The sequence below is a fragment of the Herbaspirillum sp. Her2 genome, assembly GCF_057961375.1.
This window is the reverse complement of record NZ_CM176331.1, coordinates 3,075,943-3,090,874: the sequence shown is the minus strand read 5'-3', so window position 1 is coordinate 3,090,874 and position 14,932 is coordinate 3,075,943. Positions and strand designations below refer to the sequence as shown.

Genomic DNA, 14,932 nt, shown 5'->3' with positions numbered 1-14,932 from the left:
GTCATGGAGATGTCACGGAGTGCGCCGATGCAGGGGCTATAGTGGCGTTCGGTCTTTTTCTTCACCTGCGAGGCGCATGATGGCCCTGAGCCTGGATGACATTGCCCTGCTGTTCACACGGCACGGCCACACGCAATACACCGGCGAGCCGGTCACGCAACTGGAACACGCGCTGCAATCGGCGCTGCTGGCCGAGCAGGAGGGCGCAGCGCCCAGTCTGATCGTGGCCAGCCTGCTGCACGATCTTGGCCACCTGCTGGAAGACCTGGGCCAGACGCCCACCCTGGCCGGCATCGATGACCTGCACCAGTATCGCGTGCTGCCTTTCCTGCGCGGCGTCTTCCATGAATCCGTGCTGGCGCCGATTGCCCTGCATGTGGATGCCAAGCGCTACCTGTGCGCCACTGATCCGGACTACTTCGCGCAGCTCTCGGCCGATTCGGTGCGCAGCCTGCAATTGCAGGGCGGGATCTTCGATGTGGAACAGGCGGCGGCTTTCATCGATCGGCCCTATGCCGAGGATGCCGTCAGGTTGCGGCGCTGGGATGATCGTGCCAAGACGGCGGGTTTGCCGACGCCCGATTATGCGCACTATGCAGGCTACTTCAACGAGTGCCTGCTGCGGCCGGGCAAGGCCAGCCGTCCTCAGGGCAAATAACTTTTCCGATACGCTGATGGGGTCGTGCCGCGCAGCTTGCGCAGCGCATGCGTGAGCGCACTCTGGTCGCCATAGCCACAGCGCTGGGCAATCTGCGCCAGCGGCAGGCTGCTGGTGCGCAGCAGCTGGCAGGCCCGGGCCACGCGCACTTCGGCCAGCCAGGCGCGCGGCGACGTGTCCAGTTCAGCGCGAAACCATTCATGCAGGCGGCTGGGGGAGATCGCCGCCAGTTCCGCCATCTGCGCCACCGTCCAGGGATGCTCGGCGCGCGCCTCCACCCGTGCCAGCATCAAACGCAGCCGCGACAGTGCCTGCGGCTGTTGCGTGAGCGCGTCCAGCAGCAGGGGAACCCAATGCTGCAGCGTGTTGCCGGCGGGGCGGGTGTCGCTCGCCGCCACCGCCATGAATTCCACCAGTTTGCCGGCGGCGCGCGACAACGGCAGGAAAGGCCGCTGCGCCAGCGCCTCCAGTTGCAGGCTGCCGACCGCATCGGGTGCCAGGTCGACCACCAGCGAACGATTCTCGCCGCCCGCGCGCGTGGCATGCCGCGCGCCGGGTTCGACGAAGGCCGCCGTGGCGGTATCGGCCAGGCCTTCGCGGCCGGCGATGTCCATCGCCAGATGGCCTGCCAGCGGTAGCACCAGTTGCGGAAAATCATGCCGGTGCGCCAAGGACTCCTCCCGATAGCTGCGCAGGTGCAGCTGCGCCACGGGTGGGGCAGTGTCGGGATGCGGTCGCGAGGATGGGATCATGGCGGGCAGGGATGCAAAGCAATCCCGCCATGATAGCGGACTTCGCTGCTACAGCCGGATCTGCTCGAAGGCCGTGATGCGCTGGCGCGCTTCGCCGACCTGCGGCTGCTTGCCATCGGCGATGGTATCGGCGGCGCGTACCCTGGAACCGAAGTCCAGCCCGGTCATCCTTTCCAGTTCGGGAATGGCCACGCGCCAGTGGTTGACGTCCACCGAGGGCAGGTCGCGCGGCGTTCCCAGGCTGTGTCGGCTCTCCGACAGCAGGGCCGACTGGTCGGCCAGCAGGCCTACCGCTTTCAAGCCTTGCTTGCCCTTCCACACCACGATCTTGAAGAAGGCCGAAGGGATCTGCACCTCATCGGCCCACAGGTCCACCTGGTCGTTGAACACCGGGCCCTGGAAGACGCACAGGCGGCCTTTGCTGCTGGCAGCCAGCACGCCGTTCTCCAGCACATAGCGCTCCAGGCCCTGCCAGTAGGTCGCGCTCTGGTTGAAGCGGAAATGCTGGGGCGAGCAATTGGTGAAATGGAAGGTGTCGGCATTGGCGCGTTCGGCTTCTTCCGGCGTACCCCAGCTCGGATCGGAACGGCGCGTCAGGTGGCCCCGATCGAAATAGGTCGACCACGCCGAATAAAAATCCTGCTCCAGCACGCTGCCCGCCGCCACGCGCGGATCGCGGAACCAGGCATCGCCTTCGGCCGCATTGACCTGGCCGCTGCCGCGATCGACTGCAAGGTAATGCGTGCCGTCGATGTTGGTGGCAGTGAAGGCGGCCATGCGGCGGCGCTTCAACAGTTTGATGCTGAAGTGTTCATATTTCAGTTCGCCGTCGTCGCCAGCGGCACCGGCCACGGTAGGCAGCAGCGGGACGATGTCGCCCGCCAGCTTCGCATCCGGCTGTGGCAGCGGCAGCTCTGCGCCGGGGATGAAAGCGGCATCGTAGCCGCTGCGATTGCCGTAATCCGGATCGATGCGCAAGGCTTCTGCGCCTGCGGAGGGGCGGGGCGGGGAGAGCCGGCGTGGTGGCTGCAAGGTCGCGTTGTTGGCAGAGAGGCTTGCGTTGGCGGCAGCGGGTGTCGTCGCCTGGGCGACGGTCGCTGCACCTCCCGCAACCCGCACCGTCACTTCCAGCGGAATCGTCAGGGTTGCGGTCTGCAGAGCGATGTCTTTGCCACTGTTGTTCATGCTGATCTCCTGTGTCATGTCGGATGCGGTGTTGTCGGCGACGGTGAGGGCAGCGGGCGCGCTGGCCACCTGATAGCTCAAGGCCTCCTGCAGCAACGCCCGGGCCTCAGGCGGCAAGGTGGGCAGGCGTGCCAGCAGGTCACGGTAGAGGGCGCTGATGCGTATGCCTTCGTTGACCTTGCGCAGCGGTTGATCTTCCGTACCGGCATCGCGATAAGGCTCGCCCCAGTGATGCAAGGCCACCAGCTGCCAGTCGTCGTTGAAGACCGGCGAGCCGGACGAGCCTTGCTGGGTATCGGTCTCGTAGAGCAGGGTGTGTTCGGTGCGCGCGGTGACGGTGTTGTTGCGGATGCTGATCATCTTCATCCAGCCGGACGGATGCTGGATGATGTTGGCCGCCATGCCGATGACGTGCTTGTCGGGCTGGTCCGAGAGCGGGCAGAAGCCCAGCTCCTCCACCGTGGCCGTCCCTGACTGGCGTTCGCCCAGTGCGATGAGGGCATAGTCCAGCTGATCCGCTGGCGAGAACAGCGCCAGCCGCTCCGGTGCCAGCAGGTAGCTGGTGGTGGCACGCGGCACTCCGCGTGCGTCGAGTTCGCGCAGGAAGGTGAGACGTGTGCCGCGTGCGGCGGCGGCATCCGCGATGACGTGCTGGTTGGTCAGGAACAGGCGCGGGCTGATCAAGAAGCCGGTGGCCAGTTCGCTGCTCTGATCGCTGTTGACCTCGACGTATGCCACCGCTCGCGCCACCGCTGCGCCTTGCGCCAGGAAGCTGGCGCGCAGGAAATCCTCGCTGTCGCCGATGATCGATTCCGGACCGGCCGGATGGCCCAGGTTGCGCTGGCGCAGGGCATAGGCGCGCGCCCGTTCACTGTCGGGCTCGGCCTCGCGCCATTGTCCGCAGGCTACCAGCGAGCGCACACGCTGGCGTTCGCTGGCAGTGTCGGCCACGCAGGCGCGGAAATCCTTGACGGCTTGGGCATCCATGGCATCTCCAGATTCTCGGGGGAGGGTCCGGGGACGTTATTACCTTCATATGACATCGGCATGACCTGAAACATCTTGCAAAACATCAGTGTTTCCGGTGGCCAAGACAAAGCCGCCGGGCTTGCGCCACGGCGGCTTTGGGAGAAGCCTGGATGCGGGTGAAGCTTACTGCATATGCCAGCCGTGGCTGACCACGACGGACTGGCCGGTCAGCGCATTGGTCGGGAAGGCCGCCAGGAACACGGCGGTCTGGGCCACGTCCTGGGTGGTGGTGAATTCACCGTCCACGGTGTCCTTGAGCATGATCTTCTTGATGACATCCTCTTCGCTGATGCCGAATTCCTTGGCCTGCTCGGGGATCTGCTTTTCCACCAGCGGCGTGCGCACGAAGCCGGGACAGATGACATTGGTGCGGATCTTGTCCTTGGCCCCTTCCTTGGCCACGGTCTTGGCCAGGCCCAGCAGGCCGTGCTTGGCGGTCACGTAGGGCGACTTGAGCGCCGAGGCCTGATGCGAGTGCACCGAACCCATGTAGATGATGGAGCCGCCACGGCCCTGCTTGATCATGGCTTTCATCGCCGCGCGGGTGGTCAGGAAGGCGCCGTCCAGGTGGATCGCCAGCATCTTGCGCCAGTTTTCCAGCGACAGTTCGGTGACCGGGCTGATGATCTGGATGCCGGCATTGCTGATCATGATGTCCAGCCCGCCGTAGGTGTTCACGGCATCGGCCACGCCCTTGTCGACCTGGGTTTCATCGGTGACGTTCATGGCCACCGCCATCGCGGTGCCGCCATTCTTGACGATTTCTTCAGCCGTGGCCTTGGCGGCTTCCAGGGCAAGGTCGGCGATGACGACCTTGGCGCCTTGTTTGGCATATTCGATCGCGATTTCCTTGCCGATGCCGCTGGCCGAACCGGTAATGAGTGCGACTTTATCCTTGAGTAGCATGATCTTCCTTTATGTTTCGAGTTGACGGACATTGCAAAGCCAGACCGCCCTCGGCACCGGCGCTGTCGCACACGGTGTCCGATGACGGCCATCAATCCCTGGTTTCGATGAACTGCGCATCGAAAGATTCCACGGGTGCCGATCTCGCCCTTGCACCCGTTTTCCTTGCCCTCGCGCATGCGTCTGCTCCCCGCAGGGAGGTCTCCGGACGCAGCTTTGTCACGCCATTGTAACGCTGGGCCGCCGGTTGTTGCTGCACTGCCAAAACGGCCGCAAAGGTCATGTGCGTGAAACATTCGCTGGTTAGTCTGTGCAGCGTTATCCCGGGGACATCGGCTGTTTCTCGAAATTAATCGATCAATTCTTCGATTTCATTTGAGGCAGCCGCAATTCTGAAGGGGACGCGGGAAGCAGTTCAGGTGAGGTCGCTTATGTTGTCTGGTTGACCTGGCTGACATCTTCCACGGTCTCTTTCAAACATCACCACAAAGGACAATGCATGAGACTGCTTACCATTCCTGCCGATGCCAATCCGAGTTTTGCCAAGCTGAACCTGAGCCTGGCCAGCACCCCGGAAGAAGTGCGCGAAGTTCAGCGCCTGCGCTACAAGGTCTTCATCGAAGCGATGAACCTGTCGGCCCTGGCCAACCCCGAAGGCCTGGACAAGGATGAGTTCGACGACTACTGCGATCACCTGATCGTGCGCGACAGCAAGACCCTCTCCGTGGTCGGCACCTATCGCGTGCTGAGCCCCCACGGTGCGCGCCGCATGGGCAAGTTCTACTCGGAACAGGAATTCGATCTCTCGCGCCTGGACAACATCCGCGGCGTCATCGCCGAGGCTGGCCGCGCCTGCATCCACCCGGACTACCGCAGCGGCGGCGTCATCATGATGCTGTGGGCCGGCCTGGCCGCCTACATGCGCAAGGAACGCTGCGAATACCTGATGGGCTGCGCCAGCGTGAGCCTGGCCGATGGCGGCCACAACGCCGCCGCGCTGTACCACGCCTTCCGCGAAAAGAACCTGGCGCCGCCGGACTATCGCGTTACGCCGCTCCTGCCCTTCCCGCTGGAAGACCGCCAGGCCGGCGTCGATCCGCAGATCCCGCCGCTGCTGCGCGGCTACCTGCGCAGCGGTGCGTGGGTGTGCGGCGAACCGGCCTGGGATCCTGATTTCCACTCGGCCGATTTCTTCCTGCTGCTGCCGCTCTCCAAGCTCGACAGCCGCTATGCCCGTCACTACCTCAAGGATTCGAGGACCGCATGAAGCCACGCGAACAGTTCATGGAAAAAGCCCAGGGGCTGTTCGCCGACCTGGGTCCCGACCACGATGCCGGTGACGAGGAAGCCAAGCGCGATCCGCTGCGCTTCCGCACCATCTGGATTTCCGATATCCACCTGGGTACCACCGGCTGCCAGGCTGAACGCCTGCTGGAGTTCCTGCGCGCCACCGAATCCGAAACGCTCTACCTGGTCGGCGACATCATCGACGGCTGGCAACTCAAGCGTCGCTGGTACTGGGACCAGTCGCACAACAACGTCGTGCAGACCGTGCTCAAGAAAGCCAAGAAGGGCACCAACGTCATCTTCGTTCCCGGCAATCACGATGAAGTGATCCGCCAGTTCATCGACCTCGATTTCGGCGGCATCAAGATCCGCGACGAGCTGGTGCACGTGACCGCCGAAGGCAAGCGCATGCTGGTACTGCACGGCGACCGCTTCGATGGCGTGATCGCCTGCGCCAAGTGGCTGGCCTACGTGGGCGACAGCCTCTACACCATGATCCTCAAGTTCAACCAGTGGTTCAACAGCTGGCGCGCGCGTGCCGGGCTGCCGTACTGGTCGCTTTCGCAGTACCTGAAATCCAAGGTCAAGAATGCGGTGAACTACATCACCTCCTTCGAAGACGCGCTCGCCGACGAGGCCAAGAAGAAGGGGCTGGATGGCGTCATCTGCGGCCACATCCACAAGCCCGAGATCCGCGACATCGGCGGTGTCGTCTACTGCAACGACGGCGACTGGGTCGAGAGCCTGTCGGCACTGGTGGAAGACCCCAGCGGTGAACTGCGCCTGGTGACCTGGCAGGAAATCATGCAACTCAAGCGCGCGGGCAAGGAAGCGCGCCAGGCCGCCCGCGAACTCGCCACCGCCTGAGGCAGCGGGTTCATCGCGATTCATATCGTTTATATTGTTTATATAGTTTATGCGCATTGCCATCATCAGCGACGCCGGAGAGCCGCAAGTCAACGGCGTCGTCAACACCTTGCGCTCCACCGTGCGTTGCCTGCGCGGTCTCGGCCACGAAGTGCTGCTGCTGTCGCCGCGCGACTTCCGCACCTTCGCCTGTCCGACCTATCCTGAAATCCGCCTGGCCTACAAGCCCTATGCCCGCATCGTGGCGGCGCTCGAAGCCTTCCAGCCCGATTGCATCCACATCGCTACCGAAGGACCGATGGGGCTGGCGGCGCGCCGTTATTGCGTGCGCCACAAGCTCAGTTTCACCACGGCCTATCACACCCGTTTCCCGGAGTACCTGGCTGCGCGCAAGCTGCTGCCCAAGGCGATCACGTATCGCCTGCTGCGCTGGTTCCATGGCCGCTCCGAAGCCATCATGGTGCCCACTCCCGCGATGAAGACCGCGCTGGAAGAGGAGGGCTTCCGCAACGTCGTCCTGTGGGGGCGCGGCGTGGATACCAATCACTTCCGCCCGGCGGTGGAAGACCATGCCTGCATCGAACGTCCACTGTTCCTCTACGTGGGCCGCGTGGCGGTGGAAAAGAATATCGAAGCCTTCCTCAAGCTGGACCTGCCCGGCACCAAGTGGGTCGTGGGCGATGGCCCGCAACTGGAAGACCTGAGCGCGCGCTACCCGGAAGTGCGCTTCCTGGGGGCCAAGGGCCACGATGAGCTGCCGGCGTATTACAACTGCGCTGATGTGTTCGTCTTCCCCAGCAAGACCGATACCTTCGGCCTGGTGCTGCTGGAGGCCATGGCCTGCGGCATTCCGGTCGCGGCCTATCCGGTGGAAGGCCCGATCGACGTGGTCGACAACGGCGTGTCCGGCGTATTGCGCCAGGACCTCAAGCAAGCCTGCCTGCAGGCCATGAAGCTCGACCATGAGGCGGTGCGCGCCCACGCCGCCACCCGCTCCTGGGAATCGGCCACCCAGCAGTTCCTGCAGCACCTGCACCTGGCGCACCGCAGTGCGCCCGGCAAGGCTGCGGCCATCAAGCCGGTGCGAGAGATCCGCTGACCCGGCAACGGCTGCCTTGCGCAGCCGTTCAGTTCTTCATCTTTTGATAACTATGCAAGACGCACATGAGGGCATGCCGACAAAGCATTGGCATGCCCGCGTACCCCTCTTCTAAGATGCGCCACGCCCGCGTGCGCCGCTTGTAATACCGATTACAAAAAACCAAGAATCCACACCGGAGGCACGCCGCAGACCGGTCGCGTCGGCCTGAGAGCTGCTACGGGCGGGCCTTGCCGGGGCAAGGTGGCGGGCCGGGCATGAATCATGCTCCACCGCGAGCGCAACAACACGCAGTAAAAAGAGCAACTCGCAGGGTGCTGGTTCACCGTGCGCGCAATTGCATCACCGTCGACGTTCGCGTTATCAGGAAGAGACACGCCATGATTCAACATCTCAAGATCGGCAGCCGCCTGGCATTCGGCTTCTGCCTCATTCTGCTGCTGGCCACCGCCATCCTGCTGATCGGCCTGTGGCGCATGGCCGAGCTGGAAGCCAGCAGTGAATACGTGATCGACCAGAAAGTCGCCGCCATGACCAGCGCCATGAACATGCGCGAAGCCGGCAGCCAGCTGGCCCTGGCGCTGCGCAAGGTGGTCACGCCCACTGATGCTGCCGAGGGCAAGGCCGAGGACGCACACCTGGGCGAGATACTGAAAGCCTATGTCGGCTTCGAGAAGCAGATCACAGGGTTGTCCGCCGATGGCCGTGGCAAGGATTTGCTGGCGGCCACCAGCGGCGAGAGCAAGAAGCTGTTCCCGCTGGTGGAGCAGATCCGCCAGCAGGTGGCCAGCAACAATTACTTCGATGCAGCCCAGCAGCTCAAGAGCGATTTTCTCCCTGCGCATGAGAAGTGGATGGCCAGCGTAGCGGCCCTGGCGGCGTTCCAGCAGGAGGACATGAAGCAGGCCCATGCCGACGCCAAGGACAGCTACCGCAAGGCGCAGATCGGCATGCTGGCCATGGGCGTGCTGACGCTGGGGCTGGGCTTCTTCTTCACTTTCATCATCACGCGCTCCATCGTCAATCCGCTCAAGCGCGCCGGCAGTATTGCGGAAACGATTTCCCGTGGCGATCTCACTCACGACTTCCACGACCAGGGGCGCGATGAAGCCGCACATCTGGTCAACGCCCTCGATGCCATGCAGGGCAATCTGGCGACCACGCTCAACGAGGTCAAGGAAAGCGCCGCCGTCATCGCCGTCGCCTCGCATGAAATCGCGCGCGGCAACGTGGATCTGTCGAACCGCACTGAATCGCAGGCCTCCAGTCTGGAGGAAACCGCCAGCTCGATGGAACAGCTGACCTCCACCGTGCAGCAAAACGCCGCCAACGCGCAGCAGGCCAACCAGCTGGTGCTGTCGGCCTCGGATTACGCCACCAAGGGTGGGCGTGTGGTCGGCGACGTGGTCGCCACCATGGGTTCGATCAAGGAGAGCTCGGGCAAGATCGTCGACATCATCGGCGTGATTGATGGCATTGCTTTCCAGACCAATATCCTCGCGCTCAACGCGGCAGTGGAAGCGGCCCGTGCCGGCGAGCAGGGACGCGGGTTTGCGGTGGTCGCCTCGGAAGTGCGCGCGCTGGCCCAGCGCAGCGCGGCGGCCGCCAAGGAAATCAAGGAGCTCATCAGCGATTCGGTGGACAAGGTCGATGCCGGCGGCAAGCTGGTCGATGAGGCCGGGGCCACCATGAGCGAGATCGTGGCGTCGGTGAAGCACGTGGCTGACATCATGGGCGAGATCACGGCCGCCAGCCAGGAGCAGAGCGCCGGTATCGCCGAGGTCAACAATGCCATCGCGCAGATCGACGAGATCACCCAGCAGAATGCGGCACTGGTCGAGCAGGCCGCCGCCGCTGCCGAAAGCCTGCAGGAGCAATCCGATGTGCTGGCCCGTGCCGTGGCCGTGTTCAAGCTGAAGACGGCGGCGCAGGCGCGGCCTCAGTCACAGCCTCAACATCCCGCGCACAAGCAGTCCGCCGCGCCGGTGATGAACAGCCAGGCAGCGGTGCGCACGGTCAATCCGCCGCCCGCGGTGGCTGCCGCCAGGAAGCCAGCTGTGGCCAGCTTGCCGCCGGTCTCCGGTGCGTCCAAAGGCAAGCCGGCGACGGCCGCACGCGATGATGATTTCGAGGAATTCTGATCGGATGCGCTGTTGCAAGAACTTGTAATTCTGGTTAAGCATTAGTCAATAAAAAATCAAGTTCGCGTGCAAGCGCCGCCACCGTCAAGGTGGCGGCGTTTATTTTTCAGGGGCGGGCAAGCACGCTGCGTGAGAATTCAAGATAATTGCGAAGTTGCCGTAAAGCTATATCAAATGTTGCAGGCGGATTGCCCCGGCAAGGGGAGGGCGGTCACCTGCGCACCCGGGGGGAAGAGCGCGGCGTCGCAGCAGCGGCCACACAGGCCGGACGACGACCACGCCGATTGCGCAGAGTGCGCAGCACGCGGCCCCGGGGATTGCAGTGCGGCCCTTTCCCTTCATCCACCGGAACCAGTCCATGTCCATCAAGAACCTCTCGATCAAGGCGCAACTCGCCATTGCCGTCCTTGTCCTGTCCCTCCTGCTGCTTGCGCTCGGCCTGTCGGGCCTGCTGGGCATGTCGGCCGCCGTGAGCATCAACCGCCAGCTTTCCGAAGAACGCATTCCCAAGACGGTGGCCGCCGACAACACCCTGATCTGGATCGGCCGCCAGCGGACCTCGCTGGACCAGGCCGCCATGAGTCTGGATGCGGCCTGGACCGAGCGCATGTTCGTCATGGAAGCCAATGCCCGCAAGGAAGCCCTGCAATGGTGGGACAAGTACACGGCCCTGCCGCAGACGGACGAGGGCAGGGCGCTGGTGAAGAAGGTCTCCGAAGGCATTGCCAATACCCAGGTCGCGCTGGACAAGTTCACGGCCGCCATCAAGTCCCAGGATCGCCAGGCCATCGCCGATCAGGCACGCAAGGTGGGCCAGGCCTACAGCGCCATGCAGCTCGATGGCCAGGCACTCAACAAGTACGAGACCGAGCAGGCCGCAGAAAGCCTGGCTGCCACCAACGCGCGCTACCAAGCCTCGCGCATGTTCTCGATTGCCGCCGTCATCGGTGGCCTGCTGCTGGCCTTCTTCAGCTGGTGGTCGCTGCGCCGCGCGATCGGTGAGCCGATGCAGCGTGCGCTGCGCCACTTCGATGCCATCGCCAATGGCGACCTGACGCAGCCGGTCCACGTGCATTCGAAGAATGAAATGGGCCAGCTGCTGCAAGGTCTTTCCCGCATGCAGGAGAGCCTCTCGCGTACCGTGCGTGCCGTGCGCGGCGGCAGCGATGCGATTGCCACGGCCACGCGCGAGATCGCGTCCGGCAACCTGGACCTGTCCGCACGCACCGAGCAGCAGGCCGCCTCGCTGGAAGAAACCGCCTCCAGCATGGAAGAACTGACCGGTACCGTGAAGCACAACGCCGACAATGCCCGCCAGGCGACGACCCTGGCGGTCAACGCCTCTACCATCGCTGCCGACGGCAATGCCGTGGTGGGCCGCGTGGTGCAGACCATGGAAGAGATCCGCGAGAGTTCGGCGCGCATCACCGACATCGTCAGCATCATCGACGGCATCGCCTTCCAGACCAACATCCTGGCCTTGAACGCCGCCGTCGAAGCGGCCCGTGCCGGCGAGCAGGGCCGCGGCTTTGCGGTGGTGGCCACCGAAGTGCGGGCGCTGGCGCAGCGTTCTTCCAGTGCCGCCAAGGAAATCAAGGAACTGATCATGCACTCGGTGGAGCGTGTGCAGGCCGGTTCGGAACTGGTCGGCCAGGCCGGCGAGACCATGAGCGACGTGATCCAGGCAGTGCAGCGCGTCACCGACATCATGAGCGAGATCTCGGCCGCCTCCAATGAACAGAGCGCCGGTATCGACCAGGTCTCGCGCGCGGTCACGCAGATGGATGAAGCGACCCAGCAGAATGCCGCCCTGGTGGAACAGGCCAGTGCTGCGGCCAAGTCGCTGGAGCAGCAGGCGCAGGCATTGATGCAGGAAGTGGCGATCTTCCGCGTAGGCCAGGGCGATGTGGTGAGCTTACGGCCGCAGGTCAACGTGCAGCAGCCTGCCCCCCAAGGCTGCCGCCACGCCGGCCAAGCCTGTTGCAGCGACCAAGCCGGCCGTACCCAAGGCGGTCCCGGCACTGAAGCGCCCGGCCTTGCCGGCAGCCGCCGCCAGTGCCAAGCCCGCCTTGCGTCTGCCGGCGGGGGGATGATGGCGACTGGGAGACCTTCTGATTTCCTGATCTTCTGATCTCCTCCGCTCCGGACGATCTGGCGTTTTTGCCAGAAACTTCACCCCGCTCCATGAAGAATCGCCGCAGCCCGCTTGCGCAGGGTGCGGCGATTTTTTCATTCACTTTTCACGCAAAAGGGGGCGATCCACCCCTCCCGTACGGGGATCAGCGCGGCGGATGCTTGCCCGGGCTGTTCAGCAATTCCGGGGCGACCACGGCCTTGAGGTAATTGGTGGTCACGTCGCCCCGGTCGCGCTGGGCGATCCACCACACGTTGCCTTTGCGCAGCGACCATTCCTGCGGCTGCCCCGAGATCAGGCGTGCCGCCACCTGGCCCAGCGTCGGCTGGTGGCCCACGATCAGCACCGGCTCGCGGCTGTCGGGCCAGTTGGCCGCGCGCAGCAGGTCGTCGGCGCTCATGTTGGGGGCCAGGTCGGCCACCACCTTGTACTTGCGCTTCAAGGCTTCCACCGTTTGCAGCGTGCGTGTGGCCGGGCTGACCAGGATGCGGCAGCTCTCGGGCAGGTTGCGGTCCAGCCATTCGGCCATCTTGGCCGCCTGCTTGTGCCCCTTCGGGGTCAGGGCGCGGCCCTCGTCGGGTTCGCCCAGTTCAGCCTCGGCATGACGCCACAGAATCAGGTCCATCTCAGCTCCTTGAGGAAATCAGCAGGCCGCCATGCGCGGCATTACACAGGCTCTTCCGGCGGCGTGGCCGGGATGCCCAGCGTGGTCATCAGATGCTGCTGGGCGTTGAAGGACTGCTGCTTGCTGCGCGCTTTCTTGAGGGTATAGACACCATTGACGTCGAGGTGCCAGGCGTTGGTGTTGTCCTTCAGGTAGGGATTCAGGCCCTCGTTCATCACGCGCTTCTTGAGTGCCTTGTCCAGCACCGGGAAGCCGACCTCGATGCGGCGGAACAGGTTGCGGTTCATCCAGTCGGCGCTGGCCAGGTAGACGTCGTGCTTGAGGTCGTTGCGGAAGTAATAGATGCGCGAGTGTTCCAGGTAGCGGCCGATGATGGAGCGCACCTTGATGTTCTCCGACAGCCCCGGCACGCCGGGCCGCAGCGCGCACGCACCGCGCACGATCAGGTCGATCTTGACGCCGTCGGCCGAGGCCGCATAAAGCGCGCGGATCACTGATTCATCCAGCAGCGCATTCATCTTGGCGATGATGCGCGCCGGCCGGCCTTCGCGGGCGATCTGCCCTTCGTTGCGGATGGCACGGATGATTTCCTTCTGCAGCGAGAAGGGCGCCAGCCACAGGTGCGTGAGATTGCGGGGCTTGGTCAGGCTGGTGAGGTGGATGAAGACTTCGTTGACTTCGGCGGTCAGCTCCTGGTTGGAGGTCAGCAGGCCAAAGTCGGTATAGAACTTGGTCGTATTGGGGTGATAGTTGCCGGTGCCCAGGTGCGCATAGAAGCGCAGGTTCTGGTCGTCGTCACGGCGGATCACTAGGGCCAGCTTGGCGTGCGTCTTCAGGCCGACCACGCCGTAGACCACTTGCGCGCCGGCCTGCTCCAGCTTGACGGCCCAGTTGATGTTGGCTTCTTCATCGAAGCGCGCCATCAACTCCACGATCACCGTCACTTCCTTGCCATGCTGGGCGGCGTAGATCAGGGCCTCCATCAGGTCCGAGTTCATGCCGGTGCGGTAGATGGTCTGCTTGATGGCCAGCACGCGCGGATCGTGGGCGGCGGTGCGGATGAAATCGACCACCGGCTGGAAGGACTGGAAGGGGTGGTGCAGCAGCACGTCCTTCTTGTCCAGCGCGGCAAAGATGTTTTCATTGGCCAGCTGCGGCGGCAGGGTGGGCGAGAAGGGCGGGAAGCGCAACTCCGGCTGGTTCACCAGGTTGACGATCTCGCCCAGGCGCACCATGTTCACCGGACCCTGCACGGCGTACAGACGATTGCGCTCGATGTTGAACTGGTTCAGCAGGAACTGCGCCAGATGTTCCGGGCAGTTGGCCGCCACTTCCAGGCGCACCGCCACGCCGAACTGGCGGCTCTGCAATTCGGTCTCCAGCGCCTGGCGCAGGTTCTTGACCTCTTCTTCATCGACCCACAGGTCGCTGTTGCGGGTGACGCGGAATTGCGAATAGGCGGTGATGTCGCGCCCCGGGAACAGGTCCGCGATATGCGCATGGATCACCGAAGAGAGCAGGCAGAACGAGGACTGCCCCTTGGCCGACAGGTGGTCCGGCAGCTTGATCACGCGCGGCAGTACGCGCGGTGCCTTGACGATGACGATGGCCGTGCCGCGTCCGAAGGCATCCTTGCCGGAGAGCTCGATGATGAAATTGAGGCTCTTGTTGTGCACCTGCGGGAAGGGGTGGGCCGGATCCAGTCCGATGGGCGTCAGCAGCGGCCGCACGTGCTGCTCGAAATATTGCTTCACCCAGGCGCGCTGCGCTTCGTTGCGGTCGTCATGGCGCAGCAGGTGGATGCCGTTGGCGGCCAGCTGCGGCAGAATCTCTTCGTTCAGGAGTTCATATTGGCGCGTAACGATGCGGTGGCATTCGGCGCTGGTGCGTTCGAGCGCGGCGCGCAGTTCGGGCGGGTCGATGTTCTCGCCCTCGATGCGGTTGGCCAGCAGGCTGGCGATGCGCACTTCGAAAAATTCATCGAGGTTGCTGCTGCAAATGCACAAATAGCGCAGGCGCTCCAGCAGCGGCACGCTGTCATCTTCGGCCTGGGCCAGCACGCGGCGGTTGAAGGCCAGTTGCGACAGTTCACGGTTGAGGTAAATCGTACTGGCGGGAAGTTCAGGTTGGGTACTGCTCTCCGGCTTTGCTTTTCTGGTCATCAATGGTCCCTGTCCATCCACTTAGAGCGGGCAGTGTATTTAGGAGGTATGACGAGTTTATGACAACACCTTGGCTGCTTTGTCATA

Annotated in this window: 11 protein-coding genes; 6 read left to right on the top strand and 5 right to left on the bottom strand. The window is 63.8% G+C overall.

The window, feature by feature from the left end:
* Nucleotides 1-79: 79 nt before the first annotated feature.
* Nucleotides 80-658, top strand: a complete 579-nt coding sequence (locus tag ACWHXP_RS13975) for a phosphonate degradation HD-domain oxygenase (protein WP_034332666.1) — start codon at nt 80-82, stop codon at nt 656-658.
* Here ACWHXP_RS13975 and ACWHXP_RS13970 read toward each other — a convergent pair.
* The 3 genes from ACWHXP_RS13970 to ACWHXP_RS13960 form a co-directional block, all read right to left on the bottom strand.
* Nucleotides 646-1,410: a helix-turn-helix transcriptional regulator gene (locus tag ACWHXP_RS13970; RefSeq protein ID WP_489624906.1), complete on the bottom strand. Its 765-nt coding sequence runs from the start codon at nt 1,408-1,410 to the stop codon at nt 646-648. The genes ACWHXP_RS13975 and ACWHXP_RS13970 overlap by 13 nt on opposite strands.
* Before the next feature lie 48 nt (nt 1,411-1,458).
* A complete protein-coding gene (locus ACWHXP_RS13965; RefSeq protein ID WP_489624907.1) occupies nt 1,459-3,582 on the bottom strand; it encodes a DNA/RNA non-specific endonuclease in 2,124 nt (707 codons plus the stop codon).
* 165 nt (nt 3,583-3,747) lie between these two features.
* Nucleotides 3,748-4,530, bottom strand: a complete 783-nt coding sequence (locus tag ACWHXP_RS13960; RefSeq protein WP_034332649.1) for a 3-hydroxybutyrate dehydrogenase — start codon at nt 4,528-4,530, stop codon at nt 3,748-3,750.
* 499 nt (nt 4,531-5,029) lie between these two features.
* Between ACWHXP_RS13960 and ACWHXP_RS13955 the strand changes: the two genes are divergently transcribed.
* From ACWHXP_RS13955 to ACWHXP_RS13935, 5 genes are all read left to right on the top strand, one after another.
* Nucleotides 5,030-5,797, top strand: a complete 768-nt coding sequence (locus tag ACWHXP_RS13955) for a GNAT family N-acetyltransferase (RefSeq protein WP_039788946.1) — start codon at nt 5,030-5,032, stop codon at nt 5,795-5,797.
* On the top strand, nt 5,794-6,684 hold the full coding sequence (locus ACWHXP_RS13950; RefSeq protein WP_134221658.1) for a UDP-2,3-diacylglucosamine diphosphatase: 891 nt from the start codon (nt 5,794-5,796) through the stop codon (nt 6,682-6,684). The genes ACWHXP_RS13955 and ACWHXP_RS13950 overlap by 4 nt, the downstream gene beginning before the upstream one ends.
* 49 nt (nt 6,685-6,733) lie before the next feature.
* Nucleotides 6,734-7,783 carry a glycosyltransferase family 4 protein gene (locus tag ACWHXP_RS13945; RefSeq protein WP_121037928.1) on the top strand — a complete coding sequence of 350 codons (1,050 nt, stop codon included), beginning with the start codon at nt 6,734-6,736 and terminating at the stop codon, nt 7,781-7,783.
* Nucleotides 7,784-8,163: 380 nt separating this feature from the next.
* A complete protein-coding gene (locus ACWHXP_RS13940; protein ID WP_489635729.1) occupies nt 8,164-9,924 on the top strand; it encodes a methyl-accepting chemotaxis protein in 1,761 nt (586 codons plus the stop codon).
* Between the two features lie 358 nt (nt 9,925-10,282).
* Nucleotides 10,283-12,055 carry a methyl-accepting chemotaxis protein gene (locus tag ACWHXP_RS13935; RefSeq protein WP_489635730.1) on the top strand — a complete coding sequence of 591 codons (1,773 nt, stop codon included), beginning with the start codon at nt 10,283-10,285 and terminating at the stop codon, nt 12,053-12,055.
* A gap of 148 nt (nt 12,056-12,203) precedes the next feature.
* Here the strand turns inward: ACWHXP_RS13935 and sixA are convergent, their stop codons facing one another.
* The gene (sixA, locus tag ACWHXP_RS13930; protein WP_039788936.1) at nt 12,204-12,683 is read right to left on the bottom strand and encodes a phosphohistidine phosphatase SixA; all 480 of its coding nucleotides are present in this window, start codon (nt 12,681-12,683) and stop codon (nt 12,204-12,206) included.
* Between the two features lie 41 nt (nt 12,684-12,724).
* Nucleotides 12,725-14,845 carry a polyphosphate kinase 1 gene (ppk1, locus tag ACWHXP_RS13925; RefSeq protein ID WP_034332662.1) on the bottom strand — a complete coding sequence of 707 codons (2,121 nt, stop codon included), beginning with the start codon at nt 14,843-14,845 and terminating at the stop codon, nt 12,725-12,727.
* Nucleotides 14,846-14,932 lie beyond the last annotated feature (87 nt).